This is a genomic window from Flavobacterium artemisiae, assembly GCF_042678225.1.
Classification (GTDB): Bacteria; Bacteroidota; Bacteroidia; order Flavobacteriales; family Flavobacteriaceae; genus Flavobacterium; species Flavobacterium artemisiae.
The window spans coordinates 51,318-69,890 of record NZ_JBHUDZ010000018.1; the positions used below are offsets into that span (position 1 = coordinate 51,318).

Consider the following 18,573-nt stretch of genomic DNA (forward strand, 5'->3'; position numbering starts at 1 on the left):
ATTTAAATGAAATGTTAATGTTCTTTAATAAAGTTCAAACATAAAAAAAAACTGCCTGAATAAATCAGGCAGTTTTTTTAAGTGTGGTATTCTTAGGATTACAGAATTATTTGTTTTCTGTGCTTTATATATTTTATCGAATGAGATCTATTTTAAATACAAATAAAATTTGTAAGAATTGTTCTTGGCAAAGATAGGGCAAATTTATATCAAAATAAGACAAATTTTAAAACTATTTGTAAAATAAATTTGAGTGAATAAAAAAGGAGAATATCTTTATGATATTCTCCTTTTGTGTAAACTGCAATAAATCAGTTTATTATTTCAATTTATTTTCAGTATCTTTATAAGTACCAGTAATAGTTACATTACTTCCTTTTGTAACTTTTCCGTAAATAGTGATAGTAGAATCATTTCCGATGAAATTAATTTTTGCACCACTGTTTAATACTAAATCACCCCAGATTACAACAGAACCTTCAATATTTAATACTGATTCACTATTGATAATAAGTCTTGTTGGATTAGACTGTAAATATTTACCTTGAGATAAACTTCCTCTCATGTTAAATGTTCCTTTGCTGTTTAAAGTCAAATCGCTAAGTATTGCAATAGAACCACAATGAGTTAAAACTGCACCAGAATTTACAATAGCTGAGTTAATTGCGGTAGCACCTTGATACGATTTAATTTCATTTGAATTTAAAATTAAATTAGCACCTTGATTGTATACACCATAAGTTAAGCAGCTTGCAAAAGTAGTATTTGGTTTTTCCATTTTGATAATTTTCAAACCACCTGTTCCACTTGCTACATAAATATAGTTACCGCTAGATTTTACGTAGTTTGTAGAACCTGCAATTCCTAAAGCTCCTAATAGATTGTATTGAGTACCATATTTGTAAACATTTAATCCTAAAGCTCCGTTGGCAGCAAATGCATAACCATCGTTTACAGAAACAGCATTTGTTACGTTATCTTCTCCAGCTGTTGCAATTGCAATAGTTTGCAATTTTGTTCCAGTGTTTACATCATAAATACCAAGTCCGTTAGCACCTTCAGATACTAAAAGTTTAGTTCCGTCAAAATCCATTGTTCTTTTTGCACCGCTGATATCATTTGATGTCGTAAAGCTTTTTTGAAGTGCTAGAGTAGAAGGGTTGTAAACATTTACTCCTTTAGTACCGCTTAAAGTAACTACTTTATCAGAGCTTAAGGCAATAGAACGTAAATCTGCTACAGTTGCTTTGCTTTCAACTGCTTTTGTAGAACTGTTTATTTTAAATAAACTTCCAGCATCTCCAGTTACGGCAAAATAAGAAGAAGAGTTTGCTGCAACATCTGTAGTAACTCTGCTTTCTAATGCGTTAACTGTATATTTATCTGTAAGTAAACCTGAGCTTAACTGCATATTGATCACAATTGCAGGGTTTTTTAATGATGAATCTTTATCTACATCTTTAGCAGCCCCAATAATTAAATTTCCATTTAAATAAGTAAGCGATGTAATATCAGTATTTGCAATTAATGCAGATGAAAGTAATTTTGGCTTATACGGATCTGTAACGTCAATAACATCGATAGCTCCAGAATACGTTTCGCCTCTCATAATGTAAGATACATAAGCATAGTTTCCGTTTACTGCCACGTGACTTGCTTGTAATGTTTTTCCATTACTGTCAACTGGTGGTTTTACTTCTGCAATTTGTACTAATGGAAAAGAAGTTGTCGTTGCGTCAGCTGCAAATTTTCCTGTTGCAGAACTGTTTTCTAATGAAATTACCCCAGCATTTGTCAAATCTAGTCTTTGATTTAATGTGGTTTGATCTGAAGTAATTGTAATGTTATTTCTTGACTGATTGTCATTTGAATCATTGTTGTCATCACAGCTTATTAAAAGTGAGACAGTTAATAACGATAGTAAATAAGCATACTTTTTCATAGTGAGTAGATAAAGGATTTTAAAAATTCGCTGCAAAGATAAGTTATATTTATACTAAAATACGACATTTTTGTGACGAACTTACTGCTATACAGTGATTTATTTGAATAATACAAAGATTTAACAACTGTTTATGGTAAAAAACATGTTAAAATAAAAAGAGCATCTATTTATAGATGCTCTTTTGTGTTGAAAACTAATGATTTAGCAATATTTATCTTCTACCGCCTGGACCACGGTGATCATCTCTATCGTGATGATCATGTCTGTCATGTCTGTCATGGCGTTTTTTATCGTAATGTTTGTGATCTCTGTGGTCATGTCGTTCATTATATCCATATACAGGTCTTGGTCTGTATGGTCTTTGTGGTGCACCATGGTAACCTCTGTAATATTTTACTTTATGACGATCAAAGTAGGTATAAGGTGTTCTACCATGGTAATCTGTTAACACTACTTTGTAACCTCCATACAAATCATAATTTCTGTATTGTCTTGGTAAATAAGTTGTTCTAACCCATTTTCCTCTTCCATAATAAATAAATTGTGAAGCACGAACATCGTAATAAGCTTCAATATCTGGAAGATAGTAATATTCCATCTCACTGTATCCTGCAGGTCCCCAAGATGGTGGAGTTCCTATATTAACGTTAACCGATACTTGGGCTTGCGTGGCATTTGCAACCATTAGAAATAATCCGGCGATTGCTAATTTTATCGTTTTCATCTTTTTTTATTTTTTAATGTTAATCTTGTTTAGGGATATTCACATACTGTGCCAAAAAATAAAAAGCAATGTTTTTGGTCGGATAAAAAATATATTTCGTCGGGTTGTTATAGTGTATTTTCTATTTAAATATTTGATTTATAGCTACTTTTTAGATTCATAAAAAGATGAAAAAAAAGCAAAAAAAATTATTTGTAATTGACAACTCTAGGCTTTGCCAATTCAAAACTTTGTAGTCCGTAATCGGTTGTTTCAAAAGTATTGGTTTTAAAAACATTGTCTCCTTGGAACGGAATACTCGGATAATAAGATAAAGAAAGCTGGAAGGAACTGAAAACCAAGTAGTCATTACTTACCAATAAACCAAGGGTGATTTTTGAATATGATTTACTTTTTGCCATAGATACCTCAGGACTGCCCATCATCGCAATCGAATAATTAAAAAACGGATTTAAACGAAATCCCCAAAGTGCATGTGGTGAGTACGTTTGCGTTTGCAGCGATAAAACGGCTTTACTGGTTCCATAAATGGCAGTGTTAAAACCTGCAATACCATTTTGTTCATTAATATTTAATAGATCTCCAATAATATTATCCCGGTTCGTTCCTAAAACAAATTTCGGATTAACGAATTGTCTCAGTTTCCATTTTCCAATACTATATAGTTTTGTAAAATAATTTGCTTCTAATAAAAATGCAGTGTCATAAGTCTTAGATTGTTGAAAGAAAGTACCAGCTTCAAAATTCATACTTAGAAAACCAAATTTGTAATAATTTCCAAAAGAAAATTGCGCACCGACATAAGGTCTCCAAAAAGTATTTTTATACTGATAACCAAATGTGATTCCGTAGATTCTTCCTATGGGGACGTCTTCGGTTTGTCCAATTCTAAAAATATAACTGTCTTTTACGAATTTTCGCGTATTTAGTCCAATACCACTTAAAATTAGTTTTTCATCAGAATAAAAATGGGTAGGATCATAAACCTCACTTGGTTTTTCACTGTAATTTACATTTAAGAAGCGTCCTGTAATAATCAGATTGGTTCTGGCGTCATTTTCGTCTTCAAACATTTTAAACGAACGACCGACCCAAGTGTCTTGAGAAGTATATTTAAATGGCTGTTTGGCATAAATCGTATCTCCGGGCATTTGAAGAGAATCTCTTCTAAAACTTTCATCAATATAAAAACCACCTGCCCATTTGGTCAGCGGTGAATAAAAATCTCGTTCAATATCAACACTTTTAATATAATTGTTATCAATATCATTTCTATAATGAAGAATGGTACTGATGTAGGTATTTTTTATGTTCGGTATAGTGTACGTAGCTTCGTTACCGTTTCTGCCGTCATCAAAACGATTTGTAAAACGATATTCAAGCTGTTGACCAGAACCAAAAAAGTCCTTTTCTTTAAAACCAACCGAAATTTGACTGCTCGATATAGAAAATCTCGGAATGGTACTCCAGGAATCTAAAACGCGAATAGTAACATCTACAGAATCGCGTGCCGCACCAACCGTTTGATTTGAAATTCTCACAGCAGTTACATAACGCTGCGCACGTATTAAACGTTCGGACTCTAATATTTTGTAAGTATCATAAGGTGCATTTTTCTTAAAAAGCAATAGATTCATGATAGCTATTCTTTTTGTTTTTAAATGAAGCCTATTTCCTGTTCTTTCTCCCCAGTTTTTTGGTTTTTGTGCAGTGTCCGCTACAGAGTGTCCAAAAGGGTCTAAAGTTATGACATTAATGTTTCTAATAATTTTTCCGTCGTAATGTGTAGAATCTAAAGGAACTAAAAGTTCGGGTTTCTTTTTAGGTTTTCTGGATCTAAAAAGTAACTTATGCATTATCTGCGTAAATTTATTTTTCTTCGAATAATCTTTAATCTTATTGTAAATTTCAACACTGTCTTTTTTAGTTTTGGGCTCTTTTCCTTTTTGATTAACCTGAGCATATAAACCTTGTAAACAAAAGGATAAGAGAATAATAAATAATATTTTTTTGTTTACAGACATGAAGTTTTATAATACTAGTAATGATTTATTGTATGAATTTAAGGAATTAATAGAAAGCTTTACAAAAATTAACTTTCAGTTTTGACTCTGCGCATTCTCCAAGTAAATTTTCGGGGCACGTGATTTCCCATTAAATAGCCCCAGGGTTCAAGAGATTCTATTCGGTCAAAAATAATTTTCAGAATTGCCAAAAGCGGAATTGCCAAAAACATTCCCGAAATTCCTGCCGCGGCACCACCAACAATAATTCCCATAATAGAAACAAACGCATTAATTTCAACTTTAGAATTAATAATTAAAGGCACAAGTAAATTGTTATCAATAAATTGAACTATAATATTTACAATCAATATTCCTAGAATAACCGAAGTTTCGCCAGATCCTGTTAATGAAGCTAAAACTGTAATAATTCCGGCAATTGTAATTCCGATATACGGAATAAGATTTAAGATACCCGTAATTAATCCTAACAGTATGAAGTATTTAATACCAATGATCCAGAGCCCTAAACTTGTAAGTACAGAAACTACAATCATTTCTAGAATTAAGCTTACAATATAATTATTGATTGAAACTTTTATTTGCGAAAGTATATCGGCTAAAACAGGATGATTTTCTTTTTTAATTAATTTAGCTAAGAATAACTTAAAATGTTCTTTATAAATTAAAAACAAAAAAGTGTAAACAATAATGATCATACTGTCTAAAAGAACATCGCTAACCGATATTATGAATGAGCCTAATTTTGCTTGACCGGTTTTTACGGAATCTTTGGTTACAGAATCCAAGTATTTTTTCTGATCGCCAATACTTACCTGAAAGTTTTCTCTAATAAATTTATGAATTTCGATAATAAAAGAATTTGCATTTTTCTTTATCGTGTCAAAATCATTAGCCATATAGGTGACTTGATAGGAAATGAAAACCAAAATTCCGACAATAAAAGACAGAAAAATAACAAGACACACAATCGCAGCGAGATGTCTTGGGAATTTCAATCTAGTATTTAAGAATGTGAAAATTGGAAGCAATAAAACAGCAAATAAAAATGCTAGTAAAACTGGTGTTAAAATATCTTTTCCTAAACAAAAAATAAAAGCAAAACCAATTAACGTAATAAGTATAAAAGCTAGTTTTGCATAAAAAGGCAGAGTAATGGACCGAATCATATATTGAAGATTAAGCTGAATTTATAAAACAAATATTACACTTTAATTGTGTTTTTCTGTTCCAGCTTTTCTTCAAGTCGTTATAAAATTCCCATTAACATTTTAATCAAAAAACTCTCTTTCTTCGAATTTGGCAGTGATGATAGATATTCCTTTCTGAAGTAATAAATTATTAGGAAAAATAATTTTTTCGCCTTCTTTGGTTTTCAAACTTACGTGAAAAGTGTTAATGTCTTCAATTTCGGCTTCAATTGGAAAATCTTTATCATGAATTTTAATTGTATCACCAATTCGAAAAGGAAATGAGAAGAACAAAATCATTCCCGAAGTAACATTACTCAAAATAGACCATTGAGCAAACATGGCAACGCCAATAACAGTGGCAATAGAAGAAATGGTAATAAATATATCTTCTGTTTTTACTCCCCAAATAACAATCAAAATGGTGGTAACCAATATATTCATCAAAACATTAATGTATTTGATTACCAAGTTAGTACGGTGTTCAAACAAATGACTAGAAGCTGCAAAACGTCTTATTAATTTTGCAATTACCATTCGAAGTATAATCAATACTCCAATAAGGATTATGGTGGCTAATATTTCGCGGCTGTACTCTCTAAAAGAAAACATAATTAAAATTTTTTACTCTAAAGTACTCAAATATTCGTAAACTTTGGCTGTCGGAAGTCCCATAACATTTGTATAAGAACCTTCAACTTTTGCAACTGCCATAAAACCAAACCATTCCTGAATTCCGTAAGCGCCAGCTTTATCATAAGGTTTGTAGTTTTGAATGTAATATAAAATTGCTTCGTCTGATAAATCATTAAAAGTAACTTTCGTAACATCATTAATAAGAGTAGAAGAAGTGTTGGTTTTAAAACAAACTGAAGTAAAAACTTCGTGAGTTGTATTTGACATTGATTTTATCATTGAAAAAGCCTCTTCAGCATTTTTAGGCTTTCCCAAAGCTTTACCTTGATGCCAGACAATAGTGTCGCTTGTCACAAGGATTTCATTTTCTTTTAATTCACCTTCAAATGCATTTGCTTTTAATTCTGCAAGAAAATCGGTGATCTCAACGGCTTTTAATTCTGGGGGATAAATCTCTTCAACGTCTTTTAAACGAATTTCAAAATCAAGATCTAAATCTTTGAAAAACTGTTGTCTGCGCGGCGAACCGGAAGCTAAAATGATTTTATATTTTTTTAATTTTTCTTTAAGCATTGTATTTGATATTTAAAGCAATTACAAGGATTGATAATATTCCGAAGAAAATAATAAGTTTTAAAACCGTACTTAAATGTTTAAATTCTTTTTGGGTTTTGGCACTAAATAGTTTTACCATGAAATATAAAAGCGGCGCAAGTACAAAAATAAAAGCATATAATGTTACGATAAAAAGGTGGTTTTCGACGAAATATTTTTTGATATAAACTGCTAATAGTATTAGTGGAATTACAGAAAATACTAAAGCAATTTTTGCAGCTCTGCTAATTCCGATTGCAATTGGCAATGTGTTAATTCCTTGATTGTAATCTCCATTTACATCTTCTATATCTTTAACTATTTCACGAATAAAATTAATCATAAAAGCAAACAAGGCATAATCAATCAAAATCGAAAACAAACTTGCCATTTGGGCTTGATTTTCTGAAGTTGTTGCAGGAAATAAATCAAAAACGCCAATTATTATTACGCTTACCGCTAATAAAAGTGCCACAACAAAATTGCCTAAAATCATGATTTGCTTTAATGTCGTTGCATAAAAGTATAAAAGTGAAGCAATTAAAATAAATAACGAAGCAAACATCGGTCTCATAATGATATTAGACAAAAGAAAACCAATTGCTACTCCCGTGATATTTAAACCGATATAAATATTATAAGCGGCAGTTTCGCTAATACCTTTTCCGACTACCACATCGTTTGGTTTGTTAATGCTGTCAGTTGCAACATCATAAATATTATTAATTACGTAACCCGCAGCAGCCAATAAAATGGTGCTTAAAACCAATAAACCATATTGCCAGTCAGCCAATGCCAAAGGAACGTCTTGCTGTTTTAAAAAGGCATAACGAAAAAGCAGCTGCATAAAAGCAAGCATTAGTAGATTTTGATAACGAATGAGTTTTAGGTATTTCATTTTTTTTAAGGTTCAAAGGTTCAGAGAGACAGAGGGGCAAAGTTTTATAATCTTTGTCAAAGTTTTAAACTTTGACAAAGATAGGCCGTTAAATTATTGGCTTTTTCTTTCGATATATTCAGAAAATGTTTTTCCGTTTGTCAAAAGTATATATCCTAGAATTAATTTAAAAAAATAATAGATTAACCAAGGAGCTGCAGTATAATCTTTAAATTGTTCTTTTTGAATCAAAAAAGTATAAAGACGTGAGATAAAACTCGGAAGTGCTTCAGCTAAAATTAAACCTCCCATTACAATTATAGCAATACTTAGGATAGTTTCTGCATTGTAGTTGATAGCAATTTTCTCTTCCTTAAAATTTTTATCTAATTTTAATCTGTCAATAATCCAATCTGTTTTAAATATAAAAAAACGAACTACGATAAAATAAAGGAATAAACTTAAAAGCAACAATCCCCAAATCTCTATTAAAGCGGTAACATTTAAGTTTCCGTCCATAAAAGATACAGTAGTTGATAATTGAGGAATTACAGAAAAAGCTCCAAACAAGATCCATAAACCAATTATCTTAAGAAAAATTTTCCAAAATGTATTGATAAGCATGATGTGATTCGAATTAAATTGAGATTATTAACAAAAAGCTACAAACATTAATCGTATTTAGCATCAAAATATTCCATCCATTTTCCCTGTACTTTCATGACTTGCTCAATAACGTCTCTTACCGTGCCGCGTCCGCCTTTTACGTGCGAAATATAGCGACAGATATTTTTAATTTCCGGACTTGCATCTTGCGGACAAGTTGGAAGTCCAACCAGCTTCATAACATGAAAATCAGGAATGTCATCGCCCATGTACAAAACATTTTCTGGATTTATATTGTAAAGTTCAGTGTATGCTTTAAAAGTTTTTACCTTATCATGTGTTCCTAAATGGATGTCTTTTACACCTAAATTACTCAGACGAATACGAACTCCATCATTGCTTCCGCCAGAAATAATGCAAACGTTATAACCGCTTTCAACTGCTGCTTTTAGTGCATAACCGTCGCGAATGTTCATTGTTCTTAACATTTCGCCTTCGTTGGTTACAAAAACAGAACTGTCTGTAAGCACGCCGTCAACATCAAAAACAAATGTGGTGATGTCGTTCATTATTTCCTTATAACTTTTTGCCATTATCTTGTATAGATTGTGTTAGAATTTTATAAATATTTTTTTGATTTTCATTTTGAATAAAAGCCAAATGCGCGTCAGTTGTTATAGAATCGTGACGTTTGGCTGGTCCAGTCTGTGCGTCAACTGGATTTAAAGTTTTTATTTTATCAGCTGTTTCTAAGATTAAAGGTTTTAGAATATCAAAAGAAACTTGATTTTCTTCGCAGATTTCCTGTCCGATTTGATAGAGATGATTCGTAAAATTATTCACAAAAACAGCCGCGACATGAAGTGCTTTTCGTTGTTCAGAATTTATAGAATATACAGCTGTTGAAATGCTTTTTGCGGCAGTTTCTAAAACTTTATAATCGGCAGTATTTTCAGCTTCTAAACAAAACGGAATAACCGAAAAATCAACCTTTTTATTCTTCGAAAAAGTTTGCAGCGGATAAAAAACACCACGTCGGTTTTTGCTGTCTAAAAGTTCAATAGAAGAAGTCCCAGAAGTGTGTACAACAAGCTGATTGTTAAATGGAAGCAGAGAAGAAACTTCTAAAATAGCATTGTCAGAAACAGAAATGATATATAAATCAGCAGTTTCTAAATCATCAAAACTGGTTACAATTTTAGTAGCGTCTAATAAATGAAGTAAAGCCTCTTTTTTACGAGAAAAAGCCTGTTTTATCTCAATAAATTTACTAGCTGAAAAAGCTTTTATCAAATGCTGCGCGACATTTCCCGAACCAATTATTGTTATCTGAATCATAAAAGCAAAATTAGTATTATTTTTTTAAGGAAAATAGTTGCACGAAAACTTTAGCCGTACATTTTTAAGGATTAAAATGATTTCTCTTATGGTCGATTTATTTTAAATTTTTAGAAATCAAGTTGAAAAATCCTCTTTAGTCGTTTTAATCTCTGACAAAATAAATTAATTATATATCTATTTGATTTGTAGGTATAAACTTTCTTCATTATCAATTCGTTTAAAAAATGGCATTTATTTTTGGTTTTTATTAACAAAAGACAGCAACTGCTAATCAACATTTTTTAAGTACTTTTGTGCCACTTTTATACAATGTAATTCCTAAGAAATGGATAAAAAAATATTCTCTTTTTTGTTTTCTACACGATTAATGGCCGTTCTTTTTTTAACATTTGCAATTGCAATGGGTGTTGGAACTTTTATCGAAAGTAAATACAATACCGATACAGCCAGAATTTTAATTTACAACACTTGGTGGTTTGAAGCGATAATGGTCATTTTTATGATCAATTTCTTTGGAAACATTAAACGCTACCAATTACTAAAAAAAGAAAAGTGGGCAACGCTTTTACTTCACTTAGCTTTTGTTTTTATCCTTTTGGGAGCTTTTATTACAAGATACATCAGTTATGAAGGAATGATGCCTATTCGCGAAGGTGCTGCAGAAAATCAAATTTATTCAGACAAAACATTTTTAACCATTTTTGTTGATGGTGAATATAAAGGACAGCCGAGAAGAAGAGTCTTTGAAAAAAGTCTTTTATTATCTCCGGTAACCAACAATAATTTTACGATTCCAGGAAAGTTTGACGAAACTCCATTTGAAGTATCCTATTCAAACTATATTATGGGAGCGAAAGAAGTGGTGAAAGCAGATCCAAACGGAACAATTTACCTTAAAATGGTTGAAGCTGGTTCGGGCGGGAGAGAGGAGCATTATCTTAAAGAAGGTGAAGTACAGAACATTCACAACGTGTTATTTGCTTTAAATAAACCAACTGAGGGAGCAATCAATATTAATACAAAAGGCGAGAAGTATACTATTCAAACTCCATTTGAAGGAACTTTTATGCGAATGGCAGATCAGTTAAAAGGTGATGTGACCAAAGACAATGTACAACCGCTTATGATGCGTTCTTTGTACAGCATTGGCGATATTCGAATTGTTTTCCCAGATCCTGCAATGAAAGGAAGTATTACTTACGAATCTAATAATGACTTTAAAGCAAAATCACATACAGATGCACTTGTTGTAAAAGTTAGAGCAGAAGGGCAGGAGAAAGAAGTAATGCTGACAGGGTCTAAAGGCCAAGTTGGCGAAGCAAAAACGGTTAAAATTGGTAATCTTGAATACTCATTATTTTACGGAAGTAAAGCCTATGTTTTACCATTTAAAGTAAGATTGAATGATTTTATTGCCGATAAATATCCTGGAACAGAAAAAAGTTATTCGGCTTTTAAAAGTAAAGTAACCGTTCAGGATTCTACAGAAACTTTTGATGCGGATATTTATATGAATCACGTTTTAGATTATAAAGGTTACCGTTTCTTCCAATCTTCATTTGATCCAGATGAAAAAGGAACTGTTCTTTCTGTGAATCATGATTTCTGGGGAACAAATATTACTTACTTTGGCTATTTTCTATTATACATTGGTTTGATGGCAATTATGTTTACGAAACATTCTCGTTTTGGAGATTTAAAAAGTAAATTAGAAAAAATTCAAAAGAAAAAAGAAACACTGATCACGATTTTAGTTTTAATGATCAGTTTGAGTGGTTTTGCGCAGCAGACGCCTCATGTTCATTCTCACGATCATAATCACGTACATTCTACAGATCCGAACGATCATGCAAATCACGTTACAGCGCCGCCAAGTCAAAAACAATTGGATTCGTTATTGAATATTTATAAAGCGCCGGAAGCTCACGCAGCAAAATTTGGCCGTTTGATTATTCAGGATGCAGGCGGTAGAATGAAGCCAATCAATACGTTTTCATCTGAATTACTTCGAAAAGTAAGTCATAGTGATACTTATAACGGAATGAATTCTGATCAGGTTTTCCTTTCTATGACGCAATATGCTCAGGTTTGGATTCAAGTTCCGCTGATTTATATTAAAGCTGGAAACGACAGTATTCGTAAAATAATCGGAATTGATTCTAAAGATAAATTTGCACCTTTTGTTAAATTCTTTGACGAACAGGGAAATTATAAATTATCTCCCTATTTAGATGCTGCATATAAAGCTGCAAATCCAAATAGTTTTGAGAAAGATTTTGTTGAAACAGATAAAAAAGTAAACCTAATGGAATCTGCTTTGAGTGGACGTATCTTAAAAATATTTCCAGTTCCTAACGATCCAGGAAACAAATGGGTTTCTTATTTAGAACGTCAAAATGCAGGTTTTAAAGGAATGGATTCTACTTATGTAAATTCAATACTTCCATTATACTTTAGTGCATTAAACAATGGTGCTATTGAGAAAAACTTTTCTTCAGCAGATAATTTAGTAGAAAGTATTAATGGTTTTCAAAAGAAATTTGGAAGTAAAGTAAGACCAAGCGAGCAAAAAATTAATGCAGAAATTGCATACAATAAATACGATGTTTTCAAAGTATTGCCTTATTGGTATATTACAGCTTCAATATTGATGTTGATGTTTGTTATCGTTAACATCTTTTTTGAGAAAAAATGGCTTCGTATTACTATAAATGGTTTTCATATCATTATTGGTTTATTATTTGTCATTCACACCTTAGGATTAATTGCACGTTGGTATATTTCGGGTCACGCTCCTTGGAGTAATGCTTATGAGGCTATAGTTTATGTTGCATGGTCAACAATGTTCTTTGGATTGGCATTCGATAGAAAATCAAAATTAACGATCGCTTCATCAGCTTTCGTAACAGCGATGATCTTAATGGCAGCTTATATGAACTGGATCGATCCAGAAATCGCAAACTTACAGCCTGTTCTTAATTCTTATTGGTTAATGATTCACGTTGCAGTAATTGTTGGAAGTTACGGACCGACTGCCTTAGGTATGATTTTAGGTTTTGTTGCTTTAGTTTTGATTTTCTTTACAAACGAGAAAAACAAAGCCAAAATGGATTTACATATTAAAGAGATAAGTTACATTAACGAGATGGCTTTAACTATTGGTTTGATTATGCTTAGTATTGGAAACTTCCTTGGTGGACAATGGGCAAATGAAAGCTGGGGCCGTTATTGGGGATGGGATCCAAAAGAAACTTGGGCTTTAATTTCGATTATGATTTACGCTTTTGTAATTCATGCAAGATTTGTTCCAGCGTTAAGAGGAAAATGGTTCTTCAATTTAATGAGTATGTATGCTTTTATTTCGATCTTGTTTACCTATTATGGGGTAAACTTCCATTTAGTTGGTTTACACTCTTACGCAAGCGGAGAAGCACAATCATTAGACTGGGTTTACTACTGTTTCGCAGTGACTTCAATAATAGGATTGGTTACTTACCCGAAATATCACAAATATTATAAAACAAAAAAGATTAAAAAATAAATAATTCGTTGTAATTATTAATTCATAAAAAAGGTTCGACATGATGTTGAACCTTTTTTTTATAAGCTGTATTTATTATTCTTTTAGAAAATTTAAAGTTTCCCTATAAAGATCTTTTCTGCCTTTTTCGAGCTGCATTACATGAGTTCCCTTTTGAAGAACGACATATTTTATTGATACTGTATTTTCTAGAGCAATAAACAAACCTTCTGCATCATTATTATCTGGATATATATCCCATTCACCTCTTATGATCATTGTTTTAGCCGTAATCTTTTTTGGATCATAATATGAATTATTGTGCAGCAAATCTTGAACGTCAGCTGAAGGCCCAGATGGATATCGAACGAAAGAATTCTTTGAATCTGTTGTTAAAGGATCGCTTTTTTTCCAAATTTCAGCCCAGTTTGTAAAAATTTCGGGTTCCAATTGGCATTTTTTTCCTTCTGGAGTTAAGCTTTTCATTGCATTTATGCGCTGCAACGGTGTCATCACTTCAAATGACTGGTCTACGGTTTCGTACTCTGAATTTTCATTTCTAGCAGTAATTGTAGCGAACAAAACTAGTTTTTCTACTTTTTCGGACATTTTAGAAGCATAAAGTGCGGCCACAGAGCCACCCCAAGAATGCCCTAATAAATAAATCTTTTTTTTACCAGTTTTGGCTAAAATATAATTTACAGCCTTATCTACATCCAAATAAACTTCAGATGCCCTGCCTACTATTTTAGAAGATGTAGTTTTCATCTCTGGATATCTGTCTGAATTGCCATATCCAAGAAAATCTAATGCATAAACATCATATCCATTTTCAGATAAATTACTCATCCATGAAGAATTGTCCATTCGAAAACCAAAAGAGAGATCAGATGGAAATGAAGAACCATGGAGTAATAGGATAGGAGAATCATTCAAAATTGTTTTAGGTGCAACATGACTAATTGCAATTTTTAAACCAGGAACGCGGCTTTCAGTTTTTAAAACTTCCATAACTTTTGTTTTTGTAGAACTTGAAATCATCTTAAGGCTTTGAGCTCTAAACTGCAAGTTTGCGAGCAGAATCATAATAAATAACGCTTTTTTCATTTTATTTTTTTTCCAAAAATAGAATAGCAATTTCTTTATTAGTTCATTTAAGATTTAACTATGGATGTTTTTAAGTAAATGAAAGCTCAACGAGAAAAGATTCGTCAAGGCGGCTAACTTTTTATTTTCTAATCATTCTTACTCTTTGAGTTTATTTTAAAACCATTTGGATACATAACAGCCAACAAAACACAAATCAGCAGAAAATTGTATTCACAGCCATTTCTGCCGCCGCCGACAACAAACCATCCTTCAGGAAAATGAACCATTATAATTCCCATGATAAGGATAAAAATTGTTATAAATCCAGCCATTTTTATATACTTATTTAATAATAAAAGAACAGCAGCTATAATGTGGGATATTTTGATGAGCCAAGCCAAATAAAGTCCAAAAGGAGCAAATCCGACTTGATTGAGATAGAGATTGCCAAAATCATTTATTCCGTTATTGAAAATTCCGAAAACAGAATGTGTCAGAAGAATTATACCAACGGCGATTCTTAAAAGTAAATTTCCATTCATATTTGTAGCTTTTCATTTAAATAAAATTAATAAAAAAACGCATATCAAGATAGCTTGATATGCGTTTTGAAAACTGTATAGTTTTGATTTTTAAACTTTTCCTAAAGTATAAAGTTGTTCCATAGTCGGAGTTAAACTTCCACCAGCAGGTTCAAGAGTAATTCCAAATGCTTCTGCAGAATCGGTTTGACTTACAGCAAAAATCTTTTGCGTATTTCCTTCAAAATTATCAAGTAAACCAATACTTGTCGGTGTAAGTACCGGACTTAACTTTAAAGACCAAACCTGATACACCATTCCTTTTGGAGGTGCTGGTAAACCGGCAGCATCTATATAAGTGGTTTTGGTTTCTTTGTTCCAATACACTTTTGCAAAAGATGTTGGAGAAACAGCCTGACCGCCAAGTGTTACACCTGTATTTTTAATATCTCTAACGATACTAAGGTTTTTCTCGGTTTCCTTATTTTGTTGATCTAAAAAAGCATATTCGCGTTGAATTTTATTTTTTTCATTTCCAACTGTAGAGATTGCTTCTTTTGTTTTTGTCAATTCTAAAGTCTGATAACCTAAACCTAACAATAATAATACTGCAGCTGCCCAGCCCACATATTGTGACCAGTTTGAGGCAGGTTTCATATCGACTACTTTTCCGTGTTTAAGTTCTAAACGGGCTTTAATTTTCTCAAAATTCGCAACAGAGTGGAAAGGAGAGAAACTTGAAGAAAGTGCTATAACAGCTTTTTCTATCGAAATAATTTCCTTTTCTACCTCTGCATTGTTTTTGGCCAACTCAGCTATTTCTAGGTTTTCTTTTTCGCTTAATAAGCCGTAAACGTACAACTCTAGAATTCCTGATTCTATATATTCTTGTGCTTCCATTATATTTTTAAATAATTACGTAAATCATTAATACAGTTTCTGTTTTGTGTCTTGATAGTTCCCAGTGGCAGTGCCAATTCTTCTGAAGCTTCTTGCTGGGTATATCCTTTAAAGAATAATAAATTTATAATTTCAATACATTTTGGTTTGAGCTTCTTTACGAACTCCTGAATTCCAATTGCATCAAGTTTATTGCTTAATTTATTACTGTCATCTAACAGATTTACGAAATTATCTGAGGAAAGGTTTTTTTGGCTGTTATTAAAATTTTTAGATCTAAGCTTATCAATAGACGTATTACGCGCTATATTAAGGATCCAGGTGTAAAATCGTCCTTTACTTTCGTTATAAGAATCGATGTTTTTCCAGATTTTGACAAAAACATCTTGCAAAACATCTTCAGCTTCTTCTCGATTTTTGATTAAAACGTGAATGACCGAAAATAAACTTTTAGAGTACATATCGTACAAATGAGTAAAAGCTTTTTCGTCTTTTTTGTAAATTAAAACTAGCAATTCTTCTTGACTCATAGATTTGGATTTTTAAGGTTTAAACAAAAATGTTAGACGTTAATTGGTATATGTTATAAAGGTAAATTATTTTTTCGTGATTTTTTTTATTTTTTTTTGTAGTCCGAACCCTAGAAAAATCAAGGGTTTAAAAAAAAATGTGATTTTTTTTACTTTTTTTTAAAACCAAAATAAATCCAATTACGTAAATGATTTTATAGAGCGAAAATGAAATCATGATGAGAAGCAGTAAAAACGTAATTACAATTTTAATTGTAGGATTAACAAGTGTTTTAGCTTTAACGGTTTTTTATCAAAGTTATTTTCGTCACGAATTAATTGAAAGAAATAATAGATTAGAATCTATAATTGAGTAATAAATTTTAAACTGTTTAGCGTATGAGAATTTTGAAAATATTTGTCTTGCTTGTTTTTACAGTATTGTTTATTACAATTTATAAGGTTTAATAAGAATACGAGTTCTTTAAATTTTTGAAATAGTAATAGTTGATGTTCTCGGACTTCCAAGCCGATGATTTTTTGAAGTGTCAAAAATTATATACAAACTGAAGTTTTACACATACAAGCCATTAAAATATTTTGAAAGTTAGTTTGACACTGATGGATAGCAAAAAAAACTCATTATAACCGAGACATCAACTATAATTTTAAAATAAAATGGGAGACTTAGCCTAAAGTATCTCAGCTGATTTATATAAAATAAAAAATTGCATAATAATTAATTCATGGTTTGATTTGTTTGTATGGGGGGAAGCCTAACGTCTGATTAACGTTAGGCTTCATTTTTTTATTTAACTTTTGATTAGCAAAATTTAAATTTGTGTGAAATGATTTTTACCTAATTTTATAAAAAATTGCAAGATGAAAAAAATACTTTTTATAATGCTTGGAGCAGCTCTATTAAGCATTCCAGCAAATGCTCAGACGAGCAAAGCTAAACTGTCTAAAACAGATAAAACTATGGCAAAAGAAACAATTTATCAGTTTAAAGTAGAAGATTTATCAGGAGATACTTTTGATTTCGCTTCGCTTAAAGGAAAAAAAATCATGATTGTTAATACAGCATCAAAATGCGGTTTGACGCCTCAATACAAAGATTTAGAAGCTGTTTACAAAGAATATAAAGATAAAGGATTTGTGATTATTGGTTTTCCGGCAAACAATTTTGCTTCTCAAGAACCTGGAACTGCTAAAGAAATCGAAACGTTCTGCCAGCAGAATTATGGAGTAACTTTCCCAATGATGAATAAAGTTTCTGTTAAAGGAAATGATATGTGCGAAGTTTATAAATTCCTTACTCAAAAATCTAAAAATGGTTTACAAGATTCTGAAGTTGAATGGAATTTTCAAAAATACTTAATCAATGAAAAAGGAGAATTGGTAAAAGTAATTAAACCAAGAACATTGGTAACAGAGCCAGAGGTTATTAACTGGATTAAGAGTTAATTCAAAATATAGTGTAAAAGTAAAAAGCAGACAAAATTATTTGTCTGCTTTTTTTTTGAGGAACAAAAAGCAATTTAGCGTTCCTTGCGTAAATCTTTGCGCACCTTGCGGTTATAAAAAAAAGTTATTTCAAAATCAACTGCATAAAAACCAAATCCAGCCAATGATCGAATTTATAGCCAACTTCTCTTAAAGTTCCTGTGGCTACAAATCCGAATCGTTCGTGAAAAGCGATACTTCCTGCATTATCAGCGTCAATGGCGCCAATCATTACGTGATAACCTTGTTCTTTTGCCAAACGAATTAATTCTGCCAATAATTTAGAACCAATGCCTTTTCCGATCACATGATCAACTACATAAACAGAATGCTCCACGGTGTATTGATAGCCGATTTTCTCTCGAAATTGTCCGTAGCTTCCAAAACCAACTACTTCGCCGTCTAAATCAGCAACAACAATCGGTATATTTTTAGCGGTTTTATCATCAAACCATTTTTTTTGTACTTCTAAAGTCTGGATTTCGTAGCTGTAATTGGCAGTTGTATGAAGAATAGAATGATTTACAATTGATAAAATAGCTTCTAAATCGTTCTCAGTTGCTGGTCTTAAAATTATGTTCATGGTTTTGG

Annotated in this window: 18 protein-coding genes; 3 read left to right on the forward strand and 15 right to left on the reverse strand. The window is 31.7% G+C overall.

Going from position 1 to position 18,573, the window contains the following annotated elements:
- Positions 1-319 precede the first annotated feature (319 nt).
- The 10 genes from ACFSC2_RS19860 to ACFSC2_RS19905 form a co-directional block, all read right to left on the reverse strand.
- Entirely contained in the window at positions 320-1,942 is a 1,623-nt protein-coding gene (locus ACFSC2_RS19860; protein ID WP_379812747.1) for an LVIVD repeat-containing protein, read from the reverse strand.
- 214 nt (positions 1,943-2,156) lie between these two features.
- Positions 2,157-2,669: a hypothetical protein gene (locus ACFSC2_RS19865; protein WP_379812748.1), complete on the reverse strand. Its 513-nt coding sequence runs from the start codon at positions 2,667-2,669 to the stop codon at positions 2,157-2,159.
- A gap of 188 nt (positions 2,670-2,857) precedes the next feature.
- Positions 2,858-4,693, reverse strand: coding sequence for a BamA/TamA family outer membrane protein (locus ACFSC2_RS19870; RefSeq protein ID WP_379812749.1), 1,836 nt, complete (start codon positions 4,691-4,693; stop codon positions 2,858-2,860).
- Positions 4,694-4,761: 68 nt separating this feature from the next.
- A complete protein-coding gene (locus ACFSC2_RS19875; protein WP_379812750.1) occupies positions 4,762-5,862 on the reverse strand; it encodes an AI-2E family transporter in 1,101 nt (366 codons plus the stop codon).
- Positions 5,863-5,964: 102 nt separating this feature from the next.
- Positions 5,965-6,495, reverse strand: coding sequence for a mechanosensitive ion channel domain-containing protein (locus tag ACFSC2_RS19880; protein WP_379812751.1), 531 nt, complete (start codon positions 6,493-6,495; stop codon positions 5,965-5,967).
- 12 nt (positions 6,496-6,507) lie between these two features.
- Positions 6,508-7,092 carry a Maf-like protein gene (locus tag ACFSC2_RS19885; RefSeq protein ID WP_379812752.1) on the reverse strand — a complete coding sequence of 195 codons (585 nt, stop codon included), beginning with the start codon at positions 7,090-7,092 and terminating at the stop codon, positions 6,508-6,510.
- Positions 7,085-8,011: a geranylgeranylglycerol-phosphate geranylgeranyltransferase gene (locus ACFSC2_RS19890; protein ID WP_379812753.1), complete on the reverse strand. Its 927-nt coding sequence runs from the start codon at positions 8,009-8,011 to the stop codon at positions 7,085-7,087. Before ACFSC2_RS19890 ends, ACFSC2_RS19885 begins: the two co-directional genes overlap by 8 nt.
- A gap of 93 nt (positions 8,012-8,104) precedes the next feature.
- Entirely contained in the window at positions 8,105-8,614 is a 510-nt protein-coding gene (locus tag ACFSC2_RS19895) for a hypothetical protein (RefSeq protein ID WP_379812754.1), read from the reverse strand.
- A gap of 47 nt (positions 8,615-8,661) precedes the next feature.
- On the reverse strand, positions 8,662-9,189 hold the full coding sequence (locus ACFSC2_RS19900) for a KdsC family phosphatase (protein ID WP_379812755.1): 528 nt from the start codon (positions 9,187-9,189) through the stop codon (positions 8,662-8,664).
- Positions 9,173-9,934, reverse strand: a complete 762-nt coding sequence (locus tag ACFSC2_RS19905; protein WP_379812756.1) for a Rossmann-like and DUF2520 domain-containing protein — start codon at positions 9,932-9,934, stop codon at positions 9,173-9,175. The genes ACFSC2_RS19900 and ACFSC2_RS19905 overlap by 17 nt, the downstream gene beginning before the upstream one ends.
- A gap of 328 nt (positions 9,935-10,262) precedes the next feature.
- Here ACFSC2_RS19905 and ACFSC2_RS19910 point away from each other — a divergent pair, with 328 nt between their 5' ends.
- Entirely contained in the window at positions 10,263-13,478 is a 3,216-nt protein-coding gene (locus tag ACFSC2_RS19910) for a cytochrome c biogenesis protein CcsA (protein ID WP_379812757.1), read from the forward strand.
- A 75-nt stretch (positions 13,479-13,553) separates the two neighbouring features.
- Here the strand turns inward: ACFSC2_RS19910 and ACFSC2_RS19915 are convergent, their stop codons facing one another.
- The 4 genes from ACFSC2_RS19915 to ACFSC2_RS19930 form a co-directional block, all read right to left on the reverse strand.
- A complete protein-coding gene (locus ACFSC2_RS19915; RefSeq protein WP_379812758.1) occupies positions 13,554-14,564 on the reverse strand; it encodes an alpha/beta hydrolase in 1,011 nt (336 codons plus the stop codon).
- A 128-nt stretch (positions 14,565-14,692) separates the two neighbouring features.
- Positions 14,693-15,088: a DoxX family protein gene (locus tag ACFSC2_RS19920; RefSeq protein ID WP_379812759.1), complete on the reverse strand. Its 396-nt coding sequence runs from the start codon at positions 15,086-15,088 to the stop codon at positions 14,693-14,695.
- Between the two features lie 90 nt (positions 15,089-15,178).
- On the reverse strand, positions 15,179-15,967 hold the full coding sequence (locus ACFSC2_RS19925) for an anti-sigma factor (protein ID WP_379812760.1): 789 nt from the start codon (positions 15,965-15,967) through the stop codon (positions 15,179-15,181).
- On the reverse strand, positions 15,967-16,497 hold the full coding sequence (locus ACFSC2_RS19930) for an RNA polymerase sigma factor (protein ID WP_379812761.1): 531 nt from the start codon (positions 16,495-16,497) through the stop codon (positions 15,967-15,969). Before ACFSC2_RS19930 ends, ACFSC2_RS19925 begins: the two co-directional genes overlap by 1 nt.
- A 218-nt stretch (positions 16,498-16,715) precedes the next feature.
- Here ACFSC2_RS19930 and ACFSC2_RS19935 point away from each other — a divergent pair, with 218 nt between their 5' ends.
- Together ACFSC2_RS19935 and ACFSC2_RS19940 are read left to right on the forward strand one after the other, a co-directional pair.
- Positions 16,716-16,853 carry a hypothetical protein gene (locus ACFSC2_RS19935; protein ID WP_379812762.1) on the forward strand — a complete coding sequence of 46 codons (138 nt, stop codon included), beginning with the start codon at positions 16,716-16,718 and terminating at the stop codon, positions 16,851-16,853.
- Between the two features lie 505 nt (positions 16,854-17,358).
- Positions 17,359-17,943 carry a glutathione peroxidase gene (locus tag ACFSC2_RS19940; RefSeq protein WP_379812763.1) on the forward strand — a complete coding sequence of 195 codons (585 nt, stop codon included), beginning with the start codon at positions 17,359-17,361 and terminating at the stop codon, positions 17,941-17,943.
- Between the two features lie 124 nt (positions 17,944-18,067).
- Here the strand turns inward: ACFSC2_RS19940 and ACFSC2_RS19945 are convergent, their stop codons facing one another.
- On the reverse strand, positions 18,068-18,565 hold the full coding sequence (locus tag ACFSC2_RS19945) for a GNAT family N-acetyltransferase (protein ID WP_379812764.1): 498 nt from the start codon (positions 18,563-18,565) through the stop codon (positions 18,068-18,070).
- Between the last annotated feature and the right edge of the window lie 8 nt (positions 18,566-18,573).